This is a genomic window from Pseudomonas wadenswilerensis (assembly GCF_900497695.1).
GTDB classification, from domain to species: Bacteria; Pseudomonadota; Gammaproteobacteria; order Pseudomonadales; family Pseudomonadaceae; genus Aquipseudomonas; species Aquipseudomonas wadenswilerensis.
Map to the genome: position 1 here is coordinate 185472 of NZ_UIDD01000011.1, position 21872 is coordinate 207343.

General features: G+C 62.1%; 24 protein-coding genes. 4 read left to right on the forward strand and 20 right to left on the reverse strand.

Going from position 1 to position 21872, the window contains the following annotated elements:
* Window positions 1–141: 141 nt before the first annotated feature.
* Window positions 142–393 (forward strand): DUF3077 domain-containing protein, encoded by a 252-nt coding sequence (locus tag CCOS864_RS23675; RefSeq protein ID WP_115088654.1) that lies wholly within the window; start codon window positions 142–144, stop codon window positions 391–393.
* On the opposite strand, the gene phnE is transcribed toward CCOS864_RS23675, so the two are convergent.
* Genes phnE through CCOS864_RS23695 form a run of 4 tightly spaced genes read right to left on the reverse strand, consistent with a single transcriptional unit; the run spans window position 368 to window position 3595 of the window.
* Complete coding sequence (phnE, locus tag CCOS864_RS23680; protein ID WP_115088655.1) at window positions 368–1135, reverse strand: phosphonate ABC transporter, permease protein PhnE; 768 nt, start codon at window positions 1133–1135, stop codon at window positions 368–370. The two genes, CCOS864_RS23675 and phnE, sit on opposite strands and share 26 nt — an antisense overlap.
* Window positions 1132–1959 carry a PhnE/PtxC family ABC transporter permease gene (locus CCOS864_RS23685; RefSeq protein WP_115088656.1) on the reverse strand — a complete coding sequence of 276 codons (828 nt, stop codon included), beginning with the start codon at window positions 1957–1959 and terminating at the stop codon, window positions 1132–1134. Before CCOS864_RS23685 ends, phnE begins: the two co-directional genes overlap by 4 nt.
* Window positions 1953–2747, reverse strand: a complete 795-nt coding sequence (locus CCOS864_RS23690) for a phosphonate ABC transporter ATP-binding protein (protein ID WP_115088657.1) — start codon at window positions 2745–2747, stop codon at window positions 1953–1955. Before CCOS864_RS23690 ends, CCOS864_RS23685 begins: the two co-directional genes overlap by 7 nt.
* Window positions 2744–3595 carry a putative selenate ABC transporter substrate-binding protein gene (locus tag CCOS864_RS23695; RefSeq protein WP_115088658.1) on the reverse strand — a complete coding sequence of 284 codons (852 nt, stop codon included), beginning with the start codon at window positions 3593–3595 and terminating at the stop codon, window positions 2744–2746. The genes CCOS864_RS23690 and CCOS864_RS23695 overlap by 4 nt, the downstream gene beginning before the upstream one ends.
* 122 nt (window positions 3596–3717) lie before the next feature.
* Here CCOS864_RS23695 and selD point away from each other — a divergent pair, with 122 nt between their 5' ends.
* Both selD and mnmH read left to right on the forward strand, forming a co-directional pair.
* Window positions 3718–4752, forward strand: a complete 1035-nt coding sequence (selD, locus tag CCOS864_RS23700; RefSeq protein WP_115088659.1) for a selenide, water dikinase SelD — start codon at window positions 3718–3720, stop codon at window positions 4750–4752.
* Window positions 4752–5855, forward strand: coding sequence for a tRNA 2-selenouridine(34) synthase MnmH (gene mnmH, locus CCOS864_RS23705; protein WP_115088660.1), 1104 nt, complete (start codon window positions 4752–4754; stop codon window positions 5853–5855). Before selD ends, mnmH begins: the two co-directional genes overlap by 1 nt.
* A 2-nt stretch (window positions 5856–5857) precedes the next feature.
* Here the strand turns inward: mnmH and CCOS864_RS23710 are convergent, their stop codons facing one another.
* Complete coding sequence (locus tag CCOS864_RS23710) at window positions 5858–6241, reverse strand: lysozyme inhibitor LprI family protein (protein WP_115088661.1); 384 nt, start codon at window positions 6239–6241, stop codon at window positions 5858–5860.
* A gap of 42 nt (window positions 6242–6283) precedes the next feature.
* The gene (locus CCOS864_RS23715) at window positions 6284–7258 is read right to left on the reverse strand and encodes a LysR family transcriptional regulator (RefSeq protein WP_115088662.1); all 975 of its coding nucleotides are present in this window, start codon (window positions 7256–7258) and stop codon (window positions 6284–6286) included.
* Between the two features lie 89 nt (window positions 7259–7347).
* Here CCOS864_RS23715 and CCOS864_RS23720 point away from each other — a divergent pair, with 89 nt between their 5' ends.
* On the forward strand, window positions 7348–7830 hold the full coding sequence (locus CCOS864_RS23720; RefSeq protein WP_115088663.1) for a DMT family transporter: 483 nt from the start codon (window positions 7348–7350) through the stop codon (window positions 7828–7830).
* On the opposite strand, the gene CCOS864_RS23725 is transcribed toward CCOS864_RS23720, so the two are convergent.
* From CCOS864_RS23725 to cyoA, 14 genes are all read right to left on the reverse strand, one after another.
* A complete protein-coding gene (locus tag CCOS864_RS23725; protein WP_115088664.1) occupies window positions 7827–8378 on the reverse strand; it encodes a hypothetical protein in 552 nt (183 codons plus the stop codon). The two genes, CCOS864_RS23720 and CCOS864_RS23725, sit on opposite strands and share 4 nt — an antisense overlap.
* Window positions 8378–8905, reverse strand: a complete 528-nt coding sequence (locus tag CCOS864_RS23730; RefSeq protein ID WP_148708573.1) for a hypothetical protein — start codon at window positions 8903–8905, stop codon at window positions 8378–8380. Before CCOS864_RS23730 ends, CCOS864_RS23725 begins: the two co-directional genes overlap by 1 nt.
* A gap of 69 nt (window positions 8906–8974) precedes the next feature.
* Window positions 8975–9544 (reverse strand): GNAT family N-acetyltransferase, encoded by a 570-nt coding sequence (locus CCOS864_RS23735; RefSeq protein WP_115088666.1) that lies wholly within the window; start codon window positions 9542–9544, stop codon window positions 8975–8977.
* A gap of 54 nt (window positions 9545–9598) precedes the next feature.
* Window positions 9599–9973 (reverse strand): YkgJ family cysteine cluster protein, encoded by a 375-nt coding sequence (locus CCOS864_RS23740; protein WP_038997055.1) that lies wholly within the window; start codon window positions 9971–9973, stop codon window positions 9599–9601.
* Window positions 9974–10224: 251 nt separating this feature from the next.
* On the reverse strand, window positions 10225–11445 hold the full coding sequence (alaC, locus tag CCOS864_RS23745; RefSeq protein WP_115088667.1) for an alanine transaminase: 1221 nt from the start codon (window positions 11443–11445) through the stop codon (window positions 10225–10227).
* 113 nt (window positions 11446–11558) lie between these two features.
* Window positions 11559–12689, reverse strand: coding sequence for a hypothetical protein (locus tag CCOS864_RS23750; RefSeq protein ID WP_115088668.1), 1131 nt, complete (start codon window positions 12687–12689; stop codon window positions 11559–11561).
* Between the two features lie 113 nt (window positions 12690–12802).
* The gene (locus CCOS864_RS23755; RefSeq protein WP_115088669.1) at window positions 12803–14563 is read right to left on the reverse strand and encodes an isocyanide synthase family protein; all 1761 of its coding nucleotides are present in this window, start codon (window positions 14561–14563) and stop codon (window positions 12803–12805) included.
* A gap of 27 nt (window positions 14564–14590) precedes the next feature.
* Window positions 14591–15295, reverse strand: a complete 705-nt coding sequence (locus CCOS864_RS23760) for an HAD family hydrolase (protein ID WP_325175827.1) — start codon at window positions 15293–15295, stop codon at window positions 14591–14593.
* Complete coding sequence (locus tag CCOS864_RS23765; RefSeq protein ID WP_115088671.1) at window positions 15295–16290, reverse strand: isocyanide synthase family protein; 996 nt, start codon at window positions 16288–16290, stop codon at window positions 15295–15297. The genes CCOS864_RS23760 and CCOS864_RS23765 overlap by 1 nt, the downstream gene beginning before the upstream one ends.
* A gap of 216 nt (window positions 16291–16506) precedes the next feature.
* The gene (gene cyoE / locus CCOS864_RS23770) at window positions 16507–17394 is read right to left on the reverse strand and encodes a heme o synthase (protein WP_115088672.1); all 888 of its coding nucleotides are present in this window, start codon (window positions 17392–17394) and stop codon (window positions 16507–16509) included.
* Window positions 17395–17405: 11 nt separating this feature from the next.
* Window positions 17406–17738 (reverse strand): cytochrome o ubiquinol oxidase subunit IV, encoded by a 333-nt coding sequence (gene cyoD / locus CCOS864_RS23775; protein ID WP_045188206.1) that lies wholly within the window; start codon window positions 17736–17738, stop codon window positions 17406–17408.
* Entirely contained in the window at window positions 17739–18368 is a 630-nt protein-coding gene (locus CCOS864_RS23780) for a cytochrome o ubiquinol oxidase subunit III (protein WP_045188204.1), read from the reverse strand.
* A 3-nt stretch (window positions 18369–18371) separates the two neighbouring features.
* A complete protein-coding gene (gene cyoB / locus CCOS864_RS23785; RefSeq protein WP_115088673.1) occupies window positions 18372–20390 on the reverse strand; it encodes a cytochrome o ubiquinol oxidase subunit I in 2019 nt (672 codons plus the stop codon).
* 3 nt (window positions 20391–20393) lie between these two features.
* Entirely contained in the window at window positions 20394–21338 is a 945-nt protein-coding gene (cyoA, locus tag CCOS864_RS23790; RefSeq protein WP_115088674.1) for a ubiquinol oxidase subunit II, read from the reverse strand.
* Between the last annotated feature and the right edge of the window lie 534 nt (window positions 21339–21872).

Below are 21872 nucleotides of genomic sequence, written 5' to 3' on the forward strand. Positions count from 1 at the left end.
CCACAGGGTTCGGCGAACACAGGTCCACTGTGTGTGGCAGCTTGATTAGGACAACTGCTTCACAGGTCCGGCGAACAGAGATCCACTGTGGGAGCCGGCCTTGCCGGCGATGGGCGGCAAGGCCGACCCGAGGATCACCCCATGAGCAATGAAACGATCGGCACAGCAAGCCTTACCAGGTTGTTCCACATCAACCCGGGCATCCCCTGCGAACAGGCACTGGAACACGCCTCGCTGATGCTCGGCTGTATCAACAAACTGACCGCGCTAGGCGCCACGGAAGAAGACCCCACCCTGGTCTGGGCCGCGCATCTGCTCGGCGAAATGGCCAAGGCGATTGTCGATGACGTGAGCCTGGGGTTACCGCTCAAACCCGCACAAAGCGCTGCCTGAGCACATCACTCAAGGCATCCACCAGCAACACCAGCACCAGCATGGCGATGATCACCGTGCTGGCCTGGGCTTCCTGGAACAGGCTCAGGGTGGTGTAGAGCATCTGCCCCAGGCCACCGGCACCAACAAAACCCAGCACGCTGGCCATGCGGATGTTGTTTTCCCAGCGGTACAGGCTGTAGGCCAGCAACTGCGGCCAGAGGTTGGGCAAGGTGCCGAAGCAGAACGCCGTGACCTGGCTGCCGCCTTGCAGGCGAATGGCCGCAGCCGGTTCTGGCGGGGCGTTTTCCAGGGCTTCGGCGAACAGGCGGCCGAGTACGCCTGAGGTATGCAAGGCCAAGGCCAGCGTGCCGGCATTGGGCCCAAGGCCCGCGGCGAGGACGGTCAAGGCCGCCCACACCAGCTCCGGAATCGCCCGTAATGCGTTGAGCAGCAGGCGCGCTACGCCTTGCAACGGCCAGCCAAAACGCCCGGCTGCCGGCAAGGCCAGCAACAGGCCGAGCACCACCGCAAGCAAGGTACCCAGCCCTGACATGGCCAGGGTTTCCAGTGCGCCTTTGCCAACCGCCCGCAGGTGATCGGGGCTCAGGTCGGGGCTGAGGAATCGCAGCGCGTAAGCGCCCATCTGCCCTAACCCGCCATCGCCAAACAGCGCCTGCAGATCAAGGCTCAAATAAGCGAACGAAGCGGCCACCGCCGCCAACAGCACCAGCACCAGCGCCGTGTTGATCAACGCTCTCATGCCAGCCTCCCGCGCAGCAGGCGACTGAGCTGGTCGGCCAGCCATACCAGCAGCAGAAACGTCAGCAGCATGCTCGCCACCTCGGCGCCGGCGAACATGCGCATGGACAGGTCGATCTGCTGGCCCAACCCGCCCGCGCCGACAAAGCCCATCACCACCGAGGCACGGATCGCACATTCCCAGCGGTACACCGTGTAGGACACCAGCTCCGCCGCCGCTGCGGGCAGGACGCCGTAGAAAAACGCGCTCAAGCGGCTGCTGCCGGCGTGCAACAAGGCATGGGCCGGGCGCTGGTCGACCGACTCGAAGATCTCCGCATAGACCTTGCCGAGCATGCCGCTGTAGGTAATGGCGATGGCCAGCACCCCGGCGGTCGGGCCCAGGCCGACCGCGCGGACGAACAACAGCGCCCAGACGATCTCCGGCACGCTTCGCAGGAAGATCAACAGGCCGCGCACCGGCAGGCGCAGGGTGCGCGACCAGAAGCCCAGGCGACCGCCACGGGAAGCGGCGCGCAACGACAGCGCCCGGCTGGCCAGCAGGCTGGCCGGGATCGCCAGCAGCAAGGCTAGGGTCATGCCGGCGGTAGCCACTGCCAGGGTCTGCAAAGTGGCATCCCAAAGCAGCCGCAGGAAATCAGGCTCATGGGCCGGCGGCCAGAAGGCGCTGACAAAATTGCCCATCTCGCGGCGGTTATCGGCCTGCAGCAACACCCCGGGGTTCAGCTCACTGAGGCGGATGCCCGGCCACAACAGGGCAATCGCCAACAGCGCCAGCAACAACCTGGGCAGTGCCGCCGGGTCGCGGCTATCGGCCTTCAGCATCGGGGAATCTGCAGGCTCAAAGCCGGCAACGGTAACGGCGGCGACACCAACTGTTCGTTGGCATACAGCGCATCGAGCATCTCGCTGGAGACCTCGCTCGCCGGGCGATCAAAGACGATACGCCCTTCGCGAATACCGATTACCCGTGGAAAATGCGCCAGCGCCAGCTCTACCGCATGCAGGCTGGCGATCAGGGTCACGCCGCGCTCGCTGGCATGCTGGTTGAGGGTTTTCAGGCTGTGTTCGGCCAGCACCGGATCCATGGCCGATACCGGCTCGTCGGCCAGCAGTATCTCTGGTTGCTGGTACAGCGCCCGGGCAATGCCGACCCGTTGCAACTGGCCGCCGGACAATTGCCCGCACTGAACAAAAATCTTCTCGGCCATGCCCAGGTCAGTCAGCACTTCGCGCACACCCGGAACATCCGCCGGGTGCAGCAGGTTGAGTAGCCCGCGCAAGGTGCTCCACTGCCCCAGGCGCCCCGCCAGCACCGCCGTCACTACTCGCTGGCGCGGTGGCAACGGCGGTGCTTGATGGATCAGGGCGATCCGCGCGCGCAGGCGCTGGCGCGCACCGGCGGACAAACGCCAGGGCGCCATATCGAGCAGTTCGACGGTGCCGGTACTGGGCTCGATGGCCGTGCCCAGCAACTGCAGCAGGCTCGACTTGCCCGCCCCCGACGGACCGATGATTGCCACCCGCTCGCCGCCAGCAATCTGCAAGTCGATCCCGTGCAGCGCCTGAACCTGGCCGTGGCGCAAGCTGGCATCGCTCAAACGCAGGGTCATTTCAGCAGTTCGGCGGCGCGAGCGGCCTCTTCGATACCCTTGTAGTTGTCCGGGCTGGTTTCGATAAAGCGGCTGGCGGCCTGCAGGTCGAGGATAGCCTTGTCGCCAGGCTTGGCCGGATCAAGATCGAGGAACGCTTGCTTGATCTTGTCTTTCAGCGCCGGGTCGAGGCTGCCACGCACCGTCCAGTTATAGTCGAAGTAGCTTGGGGTGGTGGCGAACACCTTGACCTTGCTGGTATCGACCTTGCCCGACGCCACCAGCTTTTCCCAGACGCTGGCGTTAAGGACCCCGCCATCGGCCTTACCGGCCTGTACCCAGGCCGCAGTGGCATCGTGGGCACCGGAATAGGCAACGCGGCTGAAGTAGGTTTCTGGCTTGATGCCATCCTTGAGCATGAAGTAGCGCGGCATCAGGCTGCCCGAAGTGGACGAAATGGAACCGAAGGCAAAGGTCTTGCCCTTGAGGTCGGCCAGGCTTTTCACATTTGAGTTAGCGGTGATGAATTTGCTGGTGAACTTGGCGTCCTGTTCACGCTGTACCAAAGGTGTGGCTGTCGGATCCTTAAGGTGCACCTGTACGAAAGTGAAACCGCCCAGCCAGGCCATATCCAGCTTGTTGGCGACCAGCGACTCGACCACTGCCGGGTAATCTGCCACCGGCACGAACTCGACCTTCATGCCCAGCTTCTGCTCCAGGTATTCGCCCAATGGCTTGAACTTGCGTAGCAGTTCGGTGGGCGCTTCGTCAGGGATGGCACTGACTCGCAGCGTGTCGGCCGCCTGGGCCAGGTAGGACGAGCAAGACAACACCAGGCCGGCAAACAGCGCCAGGGGACGTTTGAGCATGGGGATTCTCCGGTTCAATAGCGGGGAAAGGGCCGGCATGGGCCACCCCGGAAATTATAAGAGGCATCGGCGCAAAGGCCAGCTTTGCTACACTCGGGCGTTCACGACAAGTCGAGGTGCCTATGAACGAGCCGATCCGCCTGACCCAGTACAGCCACGGCGCCGGCTGTGGCTGCAAGATCTCCCCGAAGATGCTCGAGGTGATTCTCGCCGAAAGCGGCACCCAGGCGCTGGACCCGAAACTCTGGGTCGGCAACGCCTCGCGCGATGACGCGGCCGTCTACGCCCTTGATGACGAACGCGGCGTGGTGTCGACCACCGACTTCTTCATGCCCATCGTCGACGACCCGTACGACTTCGGCCGCATCGCCGCCACCAACGCCATCAGCGACATCTACGCCATGGGCGGCGACCCGCTGATGGCCATCGCCATTCTCGGCTGGCCAGTCAACGTGCTGGCCCCGGAAGTGGCCCGTGAAGTGATCCGTGGTGGCCGCGCGGTATGCGCCGAAGCGGGCATTCCCTTGGCCGGTGGGCACTCCATCGATGCCCCCGAGCCGATCTTCGGCCTGGCCGTGACCGGCGTGGTGCAAAAACGCCACATGAAACGCAACGACACCGCTAGCGTCGGCTGCCGCCTGTACCTGACCAAACCGCTGGGCATCGGCATCCTTACCACCGCCGAGAAAAAGGCCAAGCTGCGCGACCAGGACAAGGGCCTGGCCCGCGACTGGATGTGCACTTTGAACACCCCGGGCAGCCGCTTCGGCAAGCTGGCCGGGGTCAAGGCCATGACCGACGTCACCGGCTTCGGCCTGCTTGGCCACCTGGTGGAACTGGCCGACGGCAGCGGCCTGAGCGCACGCCTGAACTACAGCGCGGTGCCCCGCCTGCCGAGCGTCGAGCACTACCTGGCCGAAGGCTGCGTGCCCGGCGGTACCCTGCGCAACTTCGACAGCTATGGCGAGAAAATCGCCCCATTGAGCGACGAGCAGAAGCACCTGCTGTGCGACCCGCAAACCAGCGGCGGCCTGCTGGTGGCGGTGGCGCCAGAAGGGGAAGCGGAGTTTCTCGCCGTTGCGGGCGAGCTGGGCCTGAACCTGGCGCCAATCGGCGAGCTGGTCGAGCGACAGAGCCATGCGGTTGAGGTGCTTTGATGCGTGACAACTGCACCGACTACCGCCAGCTGTTTCTCAACGATGTAGCCATGATGGACATGCGCGCCCCGGTGGAATTCACCAAGGGCGCCTTTCCCGAAGCTATCAACCTGCCGCTGATGAACGACCTTGAACGGCAGAAGGTCGGCACCTGCTACAAGCAGCACGGCCAGCAGGCCGCCATCGCCCTGGGCCATCAACTGGTCAGTGGCCCGCTCAAGGATCAACGCATTGCCGCCTGGGCTGCCTTCGCCCGAGCCAACCCCGAGGGTTACCTCTACTGTTTTCGCGGCGGCCTGCGCTCGCAGATCGCCCAGCAGTGGCTCAAGACCGACGCCGGCATTCACTATCCCAAGGTGGTCGGTGGCTACAAAGCCATGCGTAATTTCCTGCTCCATACCACCCAGCAAGCGGTGGCCGACTGTGACTTCGTGCTGATCGGCGGCCTCACCGGCACCGGCAAGACCGAAGTGCTGCAACGGCTGGATAACGCTGTTGACCTCGAAGGTCACGCCAATCACCGCGGCTCCAGCTTCGGCAAACGCGCCACCGGCCAGCCGGCGCAGATCGACTTCGAGAACCAGTTGGCCATCGATGTGCTGAAAAAACGCGCCCGCGGCGTCGAGCAGTTCGTGCTCGAAGACGAGGGCCGCATCGTCGGCAGCTGCACGCTGCCGCTGGAGCTGTACCAGGGCATGCAGCACTACCCGCTGGTGTGGCTGGAAGACAGCTTTGATAACCGCGTCGAGCGGATTCTGCGCGATTACGTGATCGACCTCAGTGCCGAGTTCGTTGCCCTGCACGGTGATGAAGAGGGTTTGCGACTGTTTGCCGAACGCCTGACCCAGAGCATGGCCAACATTCTCAAGCGCCTCGGCGGCGAGCGCTACCAGCGGCTGTCGGCGTTGCTCGAGCAAGCGCTGCAAGAGCAACTGCGCAGTGGCGCAGTAGACTTGCACCGCGCCTGGATCAGCGGCCTGCTCAACGAGTACTACGACCCGATGTACGCCTACCAGCGCCAGAGCAAGGCCGAGCGAATCGAGTTCGCCGGTGACCAGCGCGAAGTGCGCGAATACCTGCGCGCTCGCGCCAGCCGACGCTGACCTTACGGCTGCAGCAAGGCCTGCAGCTCGTCGGCGCGGTCGCGGGTGCTGCTGAGGATGCACCCGGCGCCATTGAGCTGATCGACGGTGCCGCCGGTGAGGCTGTAATACAGGTTGCAGTTGGCGTCGCGATACTTGATCCAGGCCCGTTGGGCTTCACGCAGCTGGGTTTGCTGAGGCCCTTCGAGGCCGGTCATGGCCTTTTTGTAGGCGCTGTTCAAGCGGCTATCCTGGCGCTTGATCTCGGCGCCGTTGCAGTTGTTCATGGCCAGCGTTGATTCGGCGGTTTTCATGCAGGCGCTGTAGGCCGGGGAGTACTCGTCCTGGGCCTGGGCTATTGAGGAACAACAGACCCATAGGCCGATAAGCAAAAATGGACGTTTCATGCTGCGGACTCCGTCTTGGGTAGGAGCGGGCTTGCCCCGCGATCAGGCCGGCCCAGACACTACATCGACATCGCTTGAATTACGAGCGCTACGCGTTCGATCGCGGGGCAAGCCCGCTCCTGCGCACACCTGCATCACCTTCTCGCGCAACCAGCGATGCCCCGCCTCTCCTTCCCGGCGTTGATGCCATGCTTGCTGAAAGGCAAGCGGCCTGATCGCCAGCGGCGGCTGGAACCTGCGCAAGCGCGAATCCAGCTTGCCGCTGTCCAGGCTGCGCCGGGCCACCGTGAGGATCAGGTCGGTGCCGGCAATCACTTCCTGGGCCGCAGCCCAATGGGGCAAGACCAGCGCCACCCGGCGCTGGGCGCCGATACCCTGGAGCGCCAGGTCGATTTCGTTATCGACGCCGGGGCGCACTGCCACTAGCACATGCGGCCGCACCAGCCACTCGTCCAGGCTCAGACCACCACGCGTAGGCAAATGACTGCGATCGGCAATACAGGTGAAGGTCTCATCGAACAGCGTCTGCGCCCGCAGTTCCGTCGCCAGCTCAGGAAAGACCGCCAGGGCCAGATCGGCCTCACCATCGAACAGCTGGCCGAGCATGGCCTCACGGCTGCCCTGGGAGACAATCAGGTCGATCCCCGGCGCCTCATTACGCAGGAGCCGCATCAGCCCCGGCAATACGACCCGGGCGCCGTAATCCGACATTGCCAGACGAAAACTGCGCTGCGCCCGCTGCGGGTCGAAACCGGGGCTACCGAGCAGGCCATCCAGTTGCTCCAACGCCTGTTGCAAGGGCTCGACCAGCGCCTGAGCCCGCGCCGTGACCTGCAGGCGCCCCCCTCGGCGCACCAGCAGCGGATCACCGAAAAGTTCGCGCAGTTGCGCCAGGGCATGGCTGACCGCCGGCTGGCTGCGGTGCAGGCGCAAGGCGGCACGCGATACATGTTGCTCGGCCAGCAGGGCATGCAGGGTCAACAGCAGGTTGAGGTCGATTCGGCGCAAATCATCCATCCGGCGAATAACTCCTGTGCAGCATTCGAATTTCCATTATTGGGGTGGATAACCAAGACTTTGGCAAGTCACTTTTGAGGAGTCCTGCCATGAACCTGCCCGCCATTACCGCCACCTTGCTGCCGCTGGCCATCGCCCTGCTGGCCGGCGCCGCCGTGCCCTTCCAGGCTGGCAGCAACGCCGCGCTGGGGCGCTTGCTCGGGCATCCGTTGTGGGCGTCGTTGGTGTCGCTGGCGGTGAGTGTGCTGATGGTGATTCCGGCGTTACTGGTGCTGCGGGCGCCGCTGCCGCAACTCAATGCGTTGGTTCAAGCCCCTTGGTGGGCCTGGTTGGGAGGCGTGGCCGGCGTCGCCTACATCACCGCCGCGCTGGTGCTGACACCACGCCTGGGCGCTGCTGGGTTCATCGTCTGCGTCATTGCCGGCCAGGTGCTGTCGTCATTGATCATCGACCAATGGGGCCTGATGGGCTTGCCCGAACGCCCGGTCAACGGCCTGCGTCTGGCCGGCGTCGGGCTGATCGTGGTCGGCATGCTGGTGGTGCAGTGGGGGACGTCGACGTCAGCCCGCTAGATAGCGTCCTTGTCGATCTGGATCGGCGGCGGTGGCTCGATCACTTTCTTTAGCTGGAAGTGCAGGCTAGGGGTCTGGATCGCGTAGACGATGGTAATGTTGAGCACGATTGCCAGGCCGCCATCAAGCCAGTGCCACCCGGGCATCTGTGCGCCTTTGAGTACCTGCCGACACCACCAGGCCTGAGCGGCACAGAAGAAGCTGATCGAGGCCAGCCAGAGGTAGTAACCAGGCCCAAAGCCGGTGACATCCAGGAAGTCGTAGCTCTGGTTGTTCGGCAGCCGCTCGACGAGCAGCGAGCTGAGCGCCAGGTACAAGGCGCCAAGCCCCAGTACCAGCGAAAGCCAGCGCCAGCGCCGATGAGTGATGATCGCCAGGCCCAGCAGCGGGTTGGCGAACCAGCTGAAAACCTGCATGACAATGCCCCAAGGCCCGTAAAGCATCGCCTGCAAGGCATGCAGCCGACTATCGCCAGACAGATAGATGGCATCGAAACACAGGCTCAGCAAGTACAACGCCAGGGTGATTGCAACGTAGAACCGGGCCATCAGTTGCCTCCACACTCAATGCACGACGTTTGCTCGGGTACCGAACGAAACGGCACTTTACTCCAGGGCGTGAAGGCCAGTGGCACGGTCACCACAATCCCGGCGATCAGCACCCAGGCCGGCCAGCCCAGCAGCGGTACCCTGCTGCTGCCCGCAGGTTCATGCCGGTAGCGCCACTGGCCGAGGATGAACACCAGCATCGCCAGCAACCACACGTAGTAACCAGGCAGTAGCCCCGGCCCGTTGGGCGAATCAGGCACCGGGGTCCAGTCGAGCCAGCCCAGCGGTATCATCAGGCCACTCAGCAACAGCGCGGAGCAGCCCAGGTACAGGGCTACCCGCGGTTGTTTGCGGTGCATCACCAGGGCGGCGAAATACAGCGGGTTGGCAAACCAGAAGGACCCATTCAACACCCCGAGGGCCAGGGCGTGCATGCCGCGCATCACATCGTGTTCACGGGCGCAGGCCTGGAGGAACAGGCAGGTGAGGTAGCATCCCAGGCTTAAGGTCAGATAGTTCAGCGGCACCAGTAAATCCATTTGGCTGGTCAAAGAGCGCGCGACAATAGCGCAGACGGCGCTGCCGCGCTTGATTATTCAACCTTCCAGCGGCGCCTGATCGAGCAGCAACCCGTACAGCCCCGAGTCCGACAGCTCACCGGCCACGCACCAGCGCTGGCGCAGCAGCCCTTCAAGCACAAAGCCCTGGCGCTCCAGGGTGCGTGCCGAGCCGTGGTTACGCGGGTCGATCTCGGCCTCCAGGCGCCGCAGGTGCAGGCCGTGAGCGAGGTAGTCGATGAAACAGGTCAGCGCCTCGTCCATGAAGCCGCGGCCTTGCGCAGTGCTGGCCAGGCAATAGCCGATTTCACCACGGCGCGAGGTGGGATCGAGGTTGAACAGCTGGGTCATGCCGATCAGTTCGCCGTTGTCACGTCGATAGATGCCCAGCTTGAGCATCTGGCCGGCGGCACAGGCGTTGCGGTCTTCGGCCAGTGCGGCCTGAGCCTCTGCCAGCGCTTGCCAGGGGCCGTGGTTCCAGTAACGCATGACCTGCGGGTCGGCCATGATGGCAAACCACGCTTCGGCATCCTCGGGCACCATCGGGCGCAGCTGCAAGCGCGGGCTTTCGAGGCACAGGTCAGCGGGAAAACTGTACATGCGGGTCACGCGGGACCTCCTGTCCGATCCATGAACCGCCCAGTGTAACCTTCAAGCCGCGCCTCAGGCGACCTCCGCGCCCTCGTCCGGCCAGATCGGCTCGTTGGCCTCAAGCGGGGGCAGGCCATAGGCGGCACGGGCCGCATCGCAGCTGGGGTTGGCTTCGCCATTGACCCAGGCCGCATCGAACTCGCGGCACGGGGTTGAGCGCTGTTCATACAAGGTGCAGCTCACACCTTTGCCAATCTCGCCTTCGAGCCCGATGCAGCGACAGGGCTTGCTGTCGGTACCGATCATCGCAACGCGGCTGGGGCTGATCTGGACCACCAGATCGTCGGGCACGACACCGCCCGCCGACGTGCACTCACCCCAGAAGAAAGACACACGGAAATACCCGCAGCAGGCGCCGCAGTTCAAACAAGGATTATGTTCGGACATGATGAGAAGGGGGGGAGGTTGATTATCGTTATAGGGAGAAACCCGCCGCCATTCTATGCTTTGCCGGATGTTTGAGAAGGGGGGTAATGCAGAAATAAATCGCCGCTGACGGACGGTGGTGATGGCGCCCTGCCCAGCGTTGAATTTGCCCTATCGGGGCTGCTTTGCAGCCCTTTCGCCGGCAAGGCAGGCTCCCACACACTGCCCTTGTGGGAGCTGGCCTTGCCAACGATGGAGCGCAGATGCTCCCGTTACTTCTGGGCCGGCTTGCTGCCCACACCATCAGCCCTGAACATCTGACGGATGCCGCGCACCGCCTGACGAATGCGGTCCTGGTTTTCGATCAGGGCAAAGCGCACATGGTCATCGCCATAGTCACCAAAGCCGATGCCCGGCGACACGCAGACCTTGGCCTCGGCCAGCAGCTTCTTGGCAAACTCCAGCGAACCCAGGTGTGCATACTCTTCGGGGATCTTCGCCCAGACGTACATCGACGCCTTGGGGTTCTCGACCATCCAGCCCAGCTCGTGCAGGCCCTTGACCAGCACGTTGCGGCGCTGGCGGTACTGCTCGGCGATGTCGCGCACGCACTGCTGGTCACCTTCGAGCGCAGCAATGGCCGCCACCTGCAGCGGGGTGAAGGTGCCGTAGTCGTGGTAGCTCTTGATGCGGGCCAGGGCGCTGACCAGCTCGGGGTTGCCGACCATGAAGCCGATCCGCCAGCCGGCCATGTTGTAGCTCTTGGACAGGGTGAAGAACTCCACGGCAATGTCCTTGGCGCCGGGCACCTGCATGATCGACGGTGCCTTCCAGCCGTCGTAGACGATGTCGGCGTAGGCCAGGTCGTGGATCACCAGCACGTCGTACTGCTTGGCCAGGGCCACCACCCGCTCGAAGAAGTCCAGCTCGACGCACTGCGCGGTCGGGTTGGACGGGAAGCCGAGGATCATCATCTTCGGTTTCGGGATGGATTCGCGGATCGCCCGCTCCAGTTCGTTGAAGAAGTCCACACCCGGAATCAGCGGCACCGAACGCACCTGGGCACCGGCAATCACCGCACCATAGATGTGAATCGGGTAGCTGGGGTTGGGCACCAGCACGGTGTCGCCATGGTCGAGGGTGGCGAGCATCAGGTGCGCCAGGCCTTCCTTGGAGCCGATGGTGACGATGGCTTCGCTTTCCGGGTCGATCTCGACCTCGTAGCGGTCTTTGTACCAGCGCGAAATCGCCCGGCGCAGGCGTGGGATGCCGCGGGAAGTCGAGTAGCCGTGGGTGTCTTCACGCTGGGCGACCTGCACCAGCTTCTCGACAATGTGCGGCGGCGTGGCGCCGTCGGGATTGCCCATGCTCAGGTCGATGATGTCCTCGCCACGACGGCGTGCAGCCATCTTGAGCTCGGCGGTGATGTTGAACACGTAAGGGGGGAGACGATCAATGCGCGCAAAGCGGCGCGGCGAACCTTGGTCAGCCATGGCTTCCTCGAAGACGTAAGCGCCCGGAACCGTCCGAGCGACGTTGGCCACTGCGGTGGCCGAAGCTGAAGATAGGGCCTCGGCCACCGCGCTGTCCAGTATAAAAATCAGGGCTAGCGGATTTCCTTGTACGACGAGGCCTGCCAGGTTATCGGCGCTGCCAGTCCGGCCGACGGCAGCAGGGTGCCACCCTTCACCGTAGAGAAGCCGGTGCCCTGGCTTCCCAGCGAAACGGCCCGCTCCCCCTGCTCCGCCTCGGTCAGCAGGGTGTAGGAATGCTTGCGCATCGCCTGGTACTTGCTGTCGTCTCGGGCAAGCACCTGGTGGTAGGCCTGCAGGTCACCCTCGCCGAGGTTGAGCATTATTTGCAACTTCACTCCCCAGCGGGTCAGGCAGACTTCGGCAAAATGCCGCACGATCAGCCCAGGCTCGGCCAGAACCTTGCCACCGGAGGCGCCGTCGGCAGCCGCGTTACCCACCAGCGTGGCGTGGCGCCCCGGCACCGGGTAGATATGACAGCGGGTTGCAGCGTGCGTCTTGGGAATCACACAGGCAAAGCCCTTGGAGCGCTCGTCACGGGAATAGAAGCCGACGTATTGTTTGACGTTCTCGCCCAGCTGGACCCGATGCGCCTGGAAGTTCAGCAGCCCCGGCACCGGATCGACGGCGAAGATGTTCACCGGGATATGCTTCAAGGCGTTGTCTTTGAGCATGGCATTGGCCAGCATGTGACAGCTCACCCCGCCGCGACTCCAACCGACCAGGTTGACCTGGGTCGGCAGCGCCCCGTCCTTCCTGAATATCTTGATGATCTGCTCCTGCAATTGCTGCGGGGTGACGACGCGCTCGCCATAGCTGTAAGTGCGCCACAACCATGAGCCGCTCACCTGCACGTCCTCTATGGGAATCCCGGCAGCCTTGAGCTGCTTGTATTCCTGCTCGCTGAGGGTTTTTCGCTGCCAGCTGAACTGGCCCTTGATGATATGCAGGGCATGGCTGACGTTCTCTTCCCAGCCCCTGCCGAACAGGGTACCGGAGAGCCCGTAGGCCTTGGTCTGGATGAACAGCTCATCGGCCTGCAGGTTGCCACTGCCAGGGCCGTCGATGGCGACCCAATGGGCGAACTCCTTGCCCTGGTCGTTGGAGGCCAGGGTCGAAACCAGCTCGCCATTCCAGAAATTGGGGTTCTTGTCGTCAAAGCGGTGGGAACCGGTACCACAAAAGTAAACAGTCAAAATGCTCATGCCATGATCCTGTGGGGTTGAGGATCAGTACACGTTATTGCAGCCCTGGCGCCACCAGCAGGCGGAAAGACACCCTGACAACGGGCACGAAACCCGCTGCCAGGGCCAGCGCCTCAGTAGACCTGAACTCGCCAAAGCTCGCGCGAAGCCGAAGCCGGCGACATCGGCAAGCGGCCATGCAGGGTCTGGTAGTTGTCGATCAGCACCAAATCGCCTTCGGCCCACTCATGGGCGATCAGGCAATCCTCGTCGTAGGCCAGGGCATTGAGCTGTTCGAGCAGGGCCTGCTGGGCCTGCGCCTCGAAACCTTGCACTTCCTGGCTCAAGGTCTGCAGCGTCGAATCCGTGCCCTCCTGGTAGCGCAAGATGCGCTCACCGGTACGTGGGTGCAGGTCCACCAGGCTGTAGCTACGCGGCGAGCCACCGAAATAGGTCATCCGCGTGTAATAGGTGATGTCCACTGTCTGCCACTGCCGGGCGACCTGATTGCCTACCTTGCGCAGGGCATTGCGACTGTCGACGATGGTGGTCTGGCCCTCACCCGCTTGCGGCGGGGTCTTGCAATAGAGCATGAACTTGCTCGCGCAGAACTTCGGATCGCGTTGCACCTGGGCGTCACTGGACGGCAGCATGTTCAGGTCCCAATGCAGCGGAGTCTTTTCCAGCGAGTGCACCACGCCTTCGGGCTTGTCGGCCGGCTTGACCACATGCACCTTGCCGAACGCCCACTGGTAAATGGTGCCGAAGCGCTCGCAGTCGCGGGCGAAGCTGTCACGGTCATCGAAGCTGCAGCCGCGCAGGCAGACGAAACCGAAGGTTTCCACCAGCGCTTCGAGCAGTTGCGTTGAAAACCGCTCGAAGCCCAACCCTAGCGGGTCACGCACCAGCAGCCCGAACAGGGGGCGCTTCTGCAGTTCGAATTCGAATTCCTGCAGCGATTCACCCAGGGTTTCATGGTAAAGCCATGGCCGCCCCTGGTACTGCACCAGCACATGCTTGTCGATGTCCACCTCGGCACGGCCACGCAAGGTCTGGCTACCGTCGAGATGACGCACCGGTACCGCATGCCAGGGGCTGGAAACCCGCGACAGACCGTCGGCCAGGGCCAGGGTGAACTTCGGCCCGGCATTGTCGTACTGATGCACCGACAGGCGAATGTCTTCAGGGAAGAAGCGATTGACCGCGGCATTCAGCGCCTGCCCGCGGAACATCATCTGATAGGCCTTGTAGCCGATCTGCAGCAGGTGCTCGTCTTCGCTCTGCCCCGCTTCACGGCACAGGCGCAGGTCGTTGTAGAGGTGGCTGCACAGCTTGTCGTGGGCGTGACTGAGCGTCTCGTCATGGCGGCTTTGTTCGATCAGCGCCTCGACGCTCTTCCACGGCAGGCGGGCCTGCTTGATCAGGGTCGCGCGCACGGCATCGGCGCTGCTGGCCTGGGGGAACAGGTCTTCCATGCTTACCCAGTTGATGGTGTGGGTGGTGCACAACTCGCGCAGTGCCTGGTTGTAGGTCCTGCGTACTTCGTCGGGTACGCCGACGATGTCGTTGAACGTCGTGCCGTCACTCAGGATCGACACCACGCAACCTGGCGCGTGCAGCGCCGCAATCTCCTGGCCCAGCTGGTCCAGGCGCTCGATGGCCATCGTCTCGCCGTAGTCCGGCAGCACACCGAACGTCTGGTCACGCGCGTTCGGCGATTTGCACGGGAAGCCCGGCAGCACCAGGCGTACCGGCGCCTGTTGATCGTAGAAGCAGGCAAGGCTGATGGCCAGGTTGGCCCGGCCCGCCGTTTCGAAGCGATCATCGCCGTCCTTGAGCAGATAACCTGCCAGCACGTCGCTGACCGCCTTGATCCAGGTGTCTTTGTGTTGCATGACCTTTCTTCCTTGAGAGGTGGTGTTTCAGCGCTGGCTGGCGAGGGTGCCAGCCATGCAAGAAGTAAGCGCCCCGTGCAGGGCATGCAGCAGCTCTGCCGGCTGTTCGCAATAGAGATCCGCCGCCTGCGCCTGTAGCGCATAGACCCGACCATAGCCCCAGGTCACCGCAGCCGCGTGCATGCCGGCGGCCCGGGCGGTCATCAGGTCGATGACGGTATCGCCGACGAACAGGCATCGGCACGGTTCGATTGCCAGGTAGCGGGCAGCCTCCAGGGCTGCGTCGGGTTGCGGCTTGAGCGGATGGCCGCGCCGCTGGCCAAGAACAATTTCGAAGGTGCCCGGGGGGAACAGCTGCCCGGCCACCTGCAGTGCCATGTCATGGGCCTTGTTGGTGACGATGGCCATCGGCAGTTGTAATTGGCGGCAACCCTCGAGCATCTCCAGTACACCGTCGAACGGCCGGGAGAACTGCACCAGGTGCTGCTGGTAACAGCCGATGTAGCGCTCATGCAGCGTCTTGTCGTCGCTAATGCCCAGGCGTGCGGCAACCCGCTCGAGCATCGCCCCGGTGCCGCCCCCCACATAGGCACTGATGGTCTCCAGCGGCAAGGGTGGGTAGCCCTGCTCCTGCAGCACCCGGTTCAGGCACCAGACGATGTCGGGCAAGGTATCGACCAGGGTGCCGTCGAGGTCGAAGATCACGGCTTCAGCCGCTAGCGGTCCAGGCATCATTGCGCACTGGCGTAGTGGCAAGGACGGCCTTGGCGGAACACCAGGCGGCTGTAGCGCTCGTCGATGTTGCTGCGCTTGTCGAGCATCACCACCCCGCGGCGCTTGATCGCCACCGAGTGCCAGGGCGTGCGCCACAGGTCGCTGGTGGGCACCAGGCGGATGCCGATTTTCGCCGACACCGCCAGTTGCGGGTGGATCGACAGGCGCAGGCACTGTGGATAACGCGCCTGCAGCAGTGCGCTCCAGGCTTCGCTGCGCTGGATGACCCGCTGGGATGCCGGCTTGGCGATCTTCTTCACGGCGTTGAGGCTCATGTCGGCGAATTCGGCAAGACCCGAATAGTCCTCGGACAAAAAGCGATGGATGCCGCAGTACATCAGCATCATGTGCGGCTCGTCCTGGAAACGCTGGCCCAGCGCGATCAGCGATTGACCGAATTCGATCATCAGCTCTTCGCGCATCGAGTCCAGGCAACCCAACTGCGGGTAGGCATCCTTGAGATCGAACAGGGCGAAGCTTCGCGGGTAGTGCTGTTCGGCGTAGCGCTGGATCTCGTCGGTGTAGGCCTTCACGTGTTCGTCGGGCACGCGCACCAGGTCGGAAAACACGTAGCCGTCGGAACAGATGTGAATCAAGGCGCCCGGCGCGTACAGGGCCTGGATTTCAGCGCACAGGTGCTGCAGCTCGTCGATGGCGTGGCGCTCGGCAAGGTCTGGCAGGTGGCTGAGGGTTTTTTGCCGGTTCGGCGACTTGCCCGGGAAGGCGGGCAGGACCATCTCGATGCGCAGGCCGGCTTCGATTGCCTTGAGGACTTTATCCAGATGCGGTTCGAGCACTTCGGCCGACAGCTCATCATCCTGCCCGGGCGCCAGGCTGCGACGGCGGAACAGGCAGTCGAGCACCTGCAAGGCAGTCTCGAGATGCGGGGAAGTATGGCGTTCGCGCAGCAGCGCGAGGCACGCCCGTTGGGTAACGGCGTTTGGCTCGATCATCGACAATCCCTTGTGTGGTGGATCACGGCCAGTATCCTCTGGCCATGCGCAGATACTCCTGATCTGCGCCGCGATAAAATCCGGCAAACGCCGGGTATTTGTCAACAGCAGTTTCGGTCGTTGTGGGAGCGGGCTTGCCCCGCGATAAGACCGCAGAGACAAAAAAAAACGCCCCAGGCTGTGAAGCCTGGGGCGTTTTCATTACACGCTGATGAATCAGTGCGCGTAAGTCAGCAGCAGATCGGCCGGCACCTTGGTGTCCAGCGACATCATCACGCTCAGGGCAGTGATGGTGAAGATCGAGAACACGAACAGCTTGCGTGCCCACAGACGATCGTCCACCGCCTTGTAGCCGGTCCAGGCCATGTACAGCCAGTACATGCCCATGGCCGCGGCCACCGCCATGTAGCTCATGCCCGCGTAGCCACCCAGGGTCAGCATCAGGGTCGCTACCAGGAACGCCACGATGTACCAGAGGATGTGCTTCTTGGCCACCAGGATCCCGCGCTTGACCGGCAGCACCGGAATCGATGCGGCCAGGTAGTCGTTGAAGCGGAAGATCGCAATGGCGTAGGAGTGCGGCATTTGCCACAGGCTGAACATCACCAGCAGGGTCAGTGCAGCCAGGTCGAAGCTGTTGCTCACCGCGCAGTAGCCGATCACCGGAGGCATGGCACCGGACAGGCTGCCCACCAGGGTGCCGTGCACCGATTTGCGCTTGAGGTACAGGCTGTAGAAACCGACATAGATGACAAAGCCGATCAGGCCGAACAACGCCGCCAGGGCATTGGCCTGCACATACAGCAGGCCAAGGCCGGCCACCCCGAGCAGGGTGGCGTAGGCCAGCGCGACTTTCAGCGAGATCTGGCCCTGGACCATCGCACGGTTCTTGGTGCGCTCCATCTTGATGTCGATGTCACGGTCGATGCAGTTGTTGAACACGCAACCGGACGCCACCACCAACGAAGTGCCAATCACCGTGGCCAGGAACAGCATGAAGTCGACATGCCCTTGCGCGGCAAGGAAGAAACCGCCTGCCACAGAAAGCACGTTACCGAAAATGATCCCCGGTTTGGTGATTTGGATAAAGTGCTTAACGGACATGTCGTCTTACCTCACTTCGCCATCATGCTGGTGTGGATGCTGAACATGATCCACAGCGACAGGCCGACCAACAGTGCAATGACCATCGCTGTAAACAGGAAGGTCGACACGTTGGAGCGCTGCTCGGCAGAACGGTCCATGTGCAGGAAGTACACCAGGTGTACCACCACCTGAATGACCGCCAGGGCCACCACGACCATGATCGTGATGTCTTTCGGCATGCTCGGGAACATCACCAGGCCAAACGGAATCGCAGTCAGGATCACCGACAGGATGAAGCCGATCACATACGACTTGACGCTACCGTGGTTGCCCTCGGCGTGGCTGTTATGTGCGTTAGCCATTTACAGAACCCCCAGCAGATACACGACGGTGAACACGCAGATCCAGACCACGTCCAGGAAGTGCCAGAACAGGCTCAGGCAGCTCATGCGGGTCTTGGCGGTACCGGTGATACCGTGCTTGTTGATCTGGTACATCATGACCGCCATCCAGATCAGACCTGCGGTCACGTGCAGACCGTGGGTACCGACCAGCGCGAAGAACGCCGACAGGAAGCCACTGCGCTGCGGGCCGAAGCCTTCGGCGATCAGGTGATGGAACTCATAGATTTCCATCGCGATGAAGCCGGCACCAAACAGGAAGGTGACAGCCAGCCAGCCCAGCACGCCGCCCTTGTTGCCTTTGAACATCTGCAACATGGCGAAGCCGAAGGTGATACTGGAGAACAACAGCAGTGCGGTTTCAACCGCGACAAAGTCCAGCTGGAAAATGTCGTGACCCGACGGGCCGCCGGCAAAACTGCCGGACAGCACCGCGTAGGTGGCGAAGAGCGACGCAAACAGGATGCAGTCGGTCATCAGGTACAGCCAGAAACCGAAGACGGTCATCTGGCCCGAGTCGTGGTGGTGATCGTCATGCCCATGGTCGTGACCATGAGCATGCGTGTCTGCATTGATTACATGACTGGACATTGATTAAACCCGTTCAAACGATTTGACACGTGCGCCATCCGGCGAACCGGTAGCCAGGCCCAGGGCCTTCATGCGCTCGCCTTCGATACGCGCGACTTCCTCTGCAGGAACCATGTAGCCCTGGTCGTCACGCGCAGCGTGAGCAACGAAGACAGCGATGGTGCCGACCAGGCTGGCAGCAACCAACCACCAGATGTGCCAGATGAAGGCGAAACCGAATACGGTGAGCAACGCACCCATGAACACACCGGTGGAGGTGTTGTTCGGCATGTGGATCGCTTCGTACTTGGCTGGAACCTTGTACGCCTTACCGGCTTGCTTGGTTTCGTGCCATGCATCCAGATCGACGTTCTCAGGCATGCTGGCGAAGTTGTAGAACGGCGGTGGCGACGAAGTCGACCATTCCAGGGTACGGCCGCCCCATGGGTCGCCGGTCACGTCCATGTTGTCCTTGCGGTCGCGGATCGAGACGTACAGCTGGATCAGCTGGCAAGCGATACCGAACAGGATCAGCACGGCGCCGAACACGGCTACGTACAGGTAGGGTTCCCACAGTGGGTTGTCGGAGTGGTTCAGACGACGGGTCATACCCATGAAGCCCAGTGCGTACAGTGGCATGAAGGCCACGTAGAAACCGGAGATCCAGAACCAGAAGGCAGCTTTGCCCCACTTCTCGTTCAGGGTGAAACCGAAGGCTTTCGGGAACCAGAAGGCGAAGCCGGCAATGTAGCCGAATACCGCACCACCGATGATCACGTTGTGGAAGTGGGCGATTACGAACAGGCTGTTGTGCAGAACGAAGTCAGCACCTGGAACAGCCAGCAGTACGCCGGTCATACCACCGATCGAGAAGGTAACCATGAAGCCCAGGGTCCACAGCACCGGCGCGGTGAAGCGCAGACGGCCCTGGTAGATCGTGAACAGCCAGTTGAACAGCTTCACCCCGGTCGGAATCGAGATCAGCATGGTCGCCAGACCGAAGAAGGTGTTGACGCTGGCGCCCGAACCCATGGTGAAGAAGTGGTGCAGCCATACCGCAAAGCCCAGTACCGCGATCGCGCCCGAAGCGTAGATCATCGACTTGTGGCCGAACAGGCGTTTGCCGGCGAAGGTCGAGGTGACTTCCGAGAACACACCGAAGGCCGGCAGGATCAGGATGTAAACCTCAGGGTGACCCCAGGCCCAGAACAGGTTGACGTACATCATCGGATTGCCACCAAGTTCGTTGGTGAAAATGTGGAAATCCATGTAACGGTCAAGCGTCAGCAGAGCCAGTGCAGCGGTCAGGATCGGGAACGAAGCGACGATCAGAACGTTGGCCCAGGTGCAGGTCCAGGTGAAGATCGGCATGTCCATCAGCTTCATGCCAGGCGCGCGCATTTTCAGCACGGTGGCGAGGAAGTTGACACCCGTTAGCGTCGTACCGAGGCCCGATAGCTGTAGCGCCCAGATGTAGTAGTCGACACCCACGCCAGGACTGTACTGGATACCCGCCAGCGGTGGATAAGCGACCCAGCCGGTCTTGGCGAATTCACCGACGCCCAGGGAGACGTTGACCAGCACGACGCCGGACACCAGCAGCCAGAAGCTCAGGGAGTTCAGGAACGGGAAGGCAACGTCACGCGCACCGATCTGCAGAGGCAGGGCCAGGTTCATCAGGCCGGTGAAGAATGGCATTGCCATGAAGATGATCATGATCACACCGTGGGCGGTGAAGATCTGGTCATAGTGTTCGGGAGGCAGGTAGCCCTCGGAGCCGCCGGTGGCCATGGCCAGCTGCGTGCGCATCATGATGGCGTCGGCAAAGCCGCGCAGCAGCATGATCATCGCGACGATGATGTACATCACCCCGATCTTCTTGTGGTCGACCGAAGTCAGCCACTCGGACCACAGGTAGGTCCATTTTTTGAAATAGGTGATTGCACCGATCAACGCGAGACCGCCGAGCGCAATCATGGCAATGGTCACCATGACTATCGGCTCGTGATACGGAATCGCATCCAGACTTAGTTTACCGAACATCTCTTACTCCTCTGCCCCAGCAGCCGAATGCATAGTCACGTCCAACCCTTCGGTACCGGCCGCTGCTTTGCTCTGCTCTTTTTCGTGGACCGGCCGACCGCGGTTCATGCCTTCGTACTTGTCGACGATGGACTGGAACTGCTCAGGCGAGGCCACGCTGTACAGCGCGACTGGATTGTTTTCGCTCGTTTTGGCCAATGCCGCGTATTCAGCCGCATCCAGCTGTTTAGGCGATTGCTTGACTTCGTTCACCCATGCTTCGAAATCAGCCTGGGAGGTGGCGGTTGCCTTGAACTTCATACCGGTGAAACCAGCACCGCTGTAGTTCGCGGAGATACCGTCGAACTCACCGTTCTCGTTGGCGATCAGGTGCAGTTTGGTGGTCATGCCAGCCATCGCGTAGATCTGCCCGCCCAGGCCCGGGATGAAGAAGGAGTTCATCACCGAATCGGAGGTCACGCGGAAGTTGACCGGGGTGTTGGCCGGGAAGACGATCTTGTTGACCGTGGCAATGCCTTGTTCCGGGTAGATGAACAGCCATTTCCAGTCCAGGGCGACCACGTCGATCTGCACCGGCTTCACGTCGGAAACCAGCGGACGATACGGGTCCAGCTCATGGGTGGTCTTGTAGGTCACATAACCCAGGGCAATGATGATAAGAACCGGGATGGTCCAGACCGCCACTTCGATCTTGGTCGAGTGCGACCAGTCCGGGGTGTAGGTGGCTGCCTTGTTGGAAGCGCGATACTTCCAGGCAAACGCGAGGGTCATGAAAATGACAGGAATCACCACCAGCAACATCAAGCCGGTAGCGATCAGGATAAGGTTCTTTTGCTCAATGCCGACCTGGCCCTTCGGGTCGAGCAGGGTCCAGTTGCACCCACTGAGTAAAAGCATGCCTAAAAAGGGCAGAATGCCAAACAGTCTGGGGTAACGCTTTTTACTCATCTCACGACCTCTAGAGCAGCTTGCTTCAATGCAATTTGTGTTTTGGTCGCCAACACTTCGTCCTGCCAAGCGTCAGCATTTATGGGATCGAATACGGTCACGCCTTGAGGCCAGCTGCGGCGGCTCGGCATAAACCGGATATTGCGGTGTTTATTATTTTGACTTCAGTAGGCAACAGGCCTGTCTTCAGACCAATTCCATTTGGTGCGGGAAATCACGGAGGGGGGTCAGCCCGGCATCGCCGCAGGCGATGCTCGTCAGAGTCAGCGAAAAGAGCCTGGGGCTCCTTTAATCCTGCGACTCGCAAGCGGTGCCGAACGGAAATTGGGGGCGATTGTAGATAGGTAACCAATCGTTGACTATGACTTATTGAGCAACAGTCCTTTACCAATTACGTAACAATCGCGCCTGAAAAATCAGTTTCGCGACAGTTTGTCGCACCCCGTCCAATACCCCTGAAACGCCCGCTCTACAAGGGCTGGAACTTGATCAGGATCAAGTATGGTGCGACAAACCTGGTAAATCTCATTGCAC

Excerpts from the sequence above, each read along its gene's own strand:
- CCOS864_RS23780 (WP_045188204.1), bottom strand. The coding sequence starts at position 18,368 with ATGTCCAGTCATGTAATCAATGCAGACACGCATGCTCATGGTCACGAC.
- cyoB (WP_115088673.1), bottom strand. The coding sequence starts at position 20,390 with ATGTTCGGTAAACTAAGTCTGGATGCGATTCCGTATCACGAGCCGATA.
- CCOS864_RS23710 (WP_115088661.1), bottom strand. The coding sequence starts at position 6,241 with ATGAAACGTCCATTTTTGCTTATCGGCCTATGGGTCTGTTGTTCCTCA.
- mnmH (WP_115088660.1), top strand. The coding sequence starts at position 4,752 with ATGCGTGACAACTGCACCGACTACCGCCAGCTGTTTCTCAACGATGTA.
- CCOS864_RS23720 (WP_115088663.1), top strand. The coding sequence starts at position 7,348 with ATGAACCTGCCCGCCATTACCGCCACCTTGCTGCCGCTGGCCATCGCC.
- CCOS864_RS23760 (WP_325175827.1), bottom strand. The coding sequence starts at position 15,295 with ATGCCTGGACCGCTAGCGGCTGAAGCCGTGATCTTCGACCTCGACGGC.
- CCOS864_RS23750 (WP_115088668.1), bottom strand. The coding sequence starts at position 12,689 with ATGAGCATTTTGACTGTTTACTTTTGTGGTACCGGTTCCCACCGCTTT.
- CCOS864_RS23765 (WP_115088671.1), bottom strand. The coding sequence starts at position 16,290 with ATGATCGAGCCAAACGCCGTTACCCAACGGGCGTGCCTCGCGCTGCTG.
- CCOS864_RS23740 (WP_038997055.1), bottom strand. The coding sequence starts at position 9,973 with ATGTCCGAACATAATCCTTGTTTGAACTGCGGCGCCTGCTGCGGGTAT.
- CCOS864_RS23755 (WP_115088669.1), bottom strand. The coding sequence starts at position 14,563 with ATGCAACACAAAGACACCTGGATCAAGGCGGTCAGCGACGTGCTGGCA.
- alaC (WP_115088667.1), bottom strand. The coding sequence starts at position 11,445 with ATGGCTGACCAAGGTTCGCCGCGCCGCTTTGCGCGCATTGATCGTCTC.
- CCOS864_RS23675 (WP_115088654.1), top strand. The coding sequence starts at position 142 with ATGAGCAATGAAACGATCGGCACAGCAAGCCTTACCAGGTTGTTCCAC.
- CCOS864_RS23690 (WP_115088657.1), bottom strand. The coding sequence starts at position 2,747 with ATGACCCTGCGTTTGAGCGATGCCAGCTTGCGCCACGGCCAGGTTCAG.
- selD (WP_115088659.1), top strand. The coding sequence starts at position 3,718 with ATGAACGAGCCGATCCGCCTGACCCAGTACAGCCACGGCGCCGGCTGT.
- CCOS864_RS23715 (WP_115088662.1), bottom strand. The coding sequence starts at position 7,258 with ATGGATGATTTGCGCCGAATCGACCTCAACCTGCTGTTGACCCTGCAT.
- CCOS864_RS23725 (WP_115088664.1), bottom strand. The coding sequence starts at position 8,378 with ATGGCCCGGTTCTACGTTGCAATCACCCTGGCGTTGTACTTGCTGAGC.
- CCOS864_RS23685 (WP_115088656.1), bottom strand. The coding sequence starts at position 1,959 with ATGCTGAAGGCCGATAGCCGCGACCCGGCGGCACTGCCCAGGTTGTTG.
- cyoD (WP_045188206.1), bottom strand. The coding sequence starts at position 17,738 with ATGGCTAACGCACATAACAGCCACGCCGAGGGCAACCACGGTAGCGTC.
- phnE (WP_115088655.1), bottom strand. The coding sequence starts at position 1,135 with ATGAGAGCGTTGATCAACACGGCGCTGGTGCTGGTGCTGTTGGCGGCG.
- CCOS864_RS23695 (WP_115088658.1), bottom strand. The coding sequence starts at position 3,595 with ATGCTCAAACGTCCCCTGGCGCTGTTTGCCGGCCTGGTGTTGTCTTGC.
- cyoA (WP_115088674.1), bottom strand. The coding sequence starts at position 21,338 with ATGAGTAAAAAGCGTTACCCCAGACTGTTTGGCATTCTGCCCTTTTTA.
- cyoE (WP_115088672.1), bottom strand. The coding sequence starts at position 17,394 with ATGTCCGTTAAGCACTTTATCCAAATCACCAAACCGGGGATCATTTTC.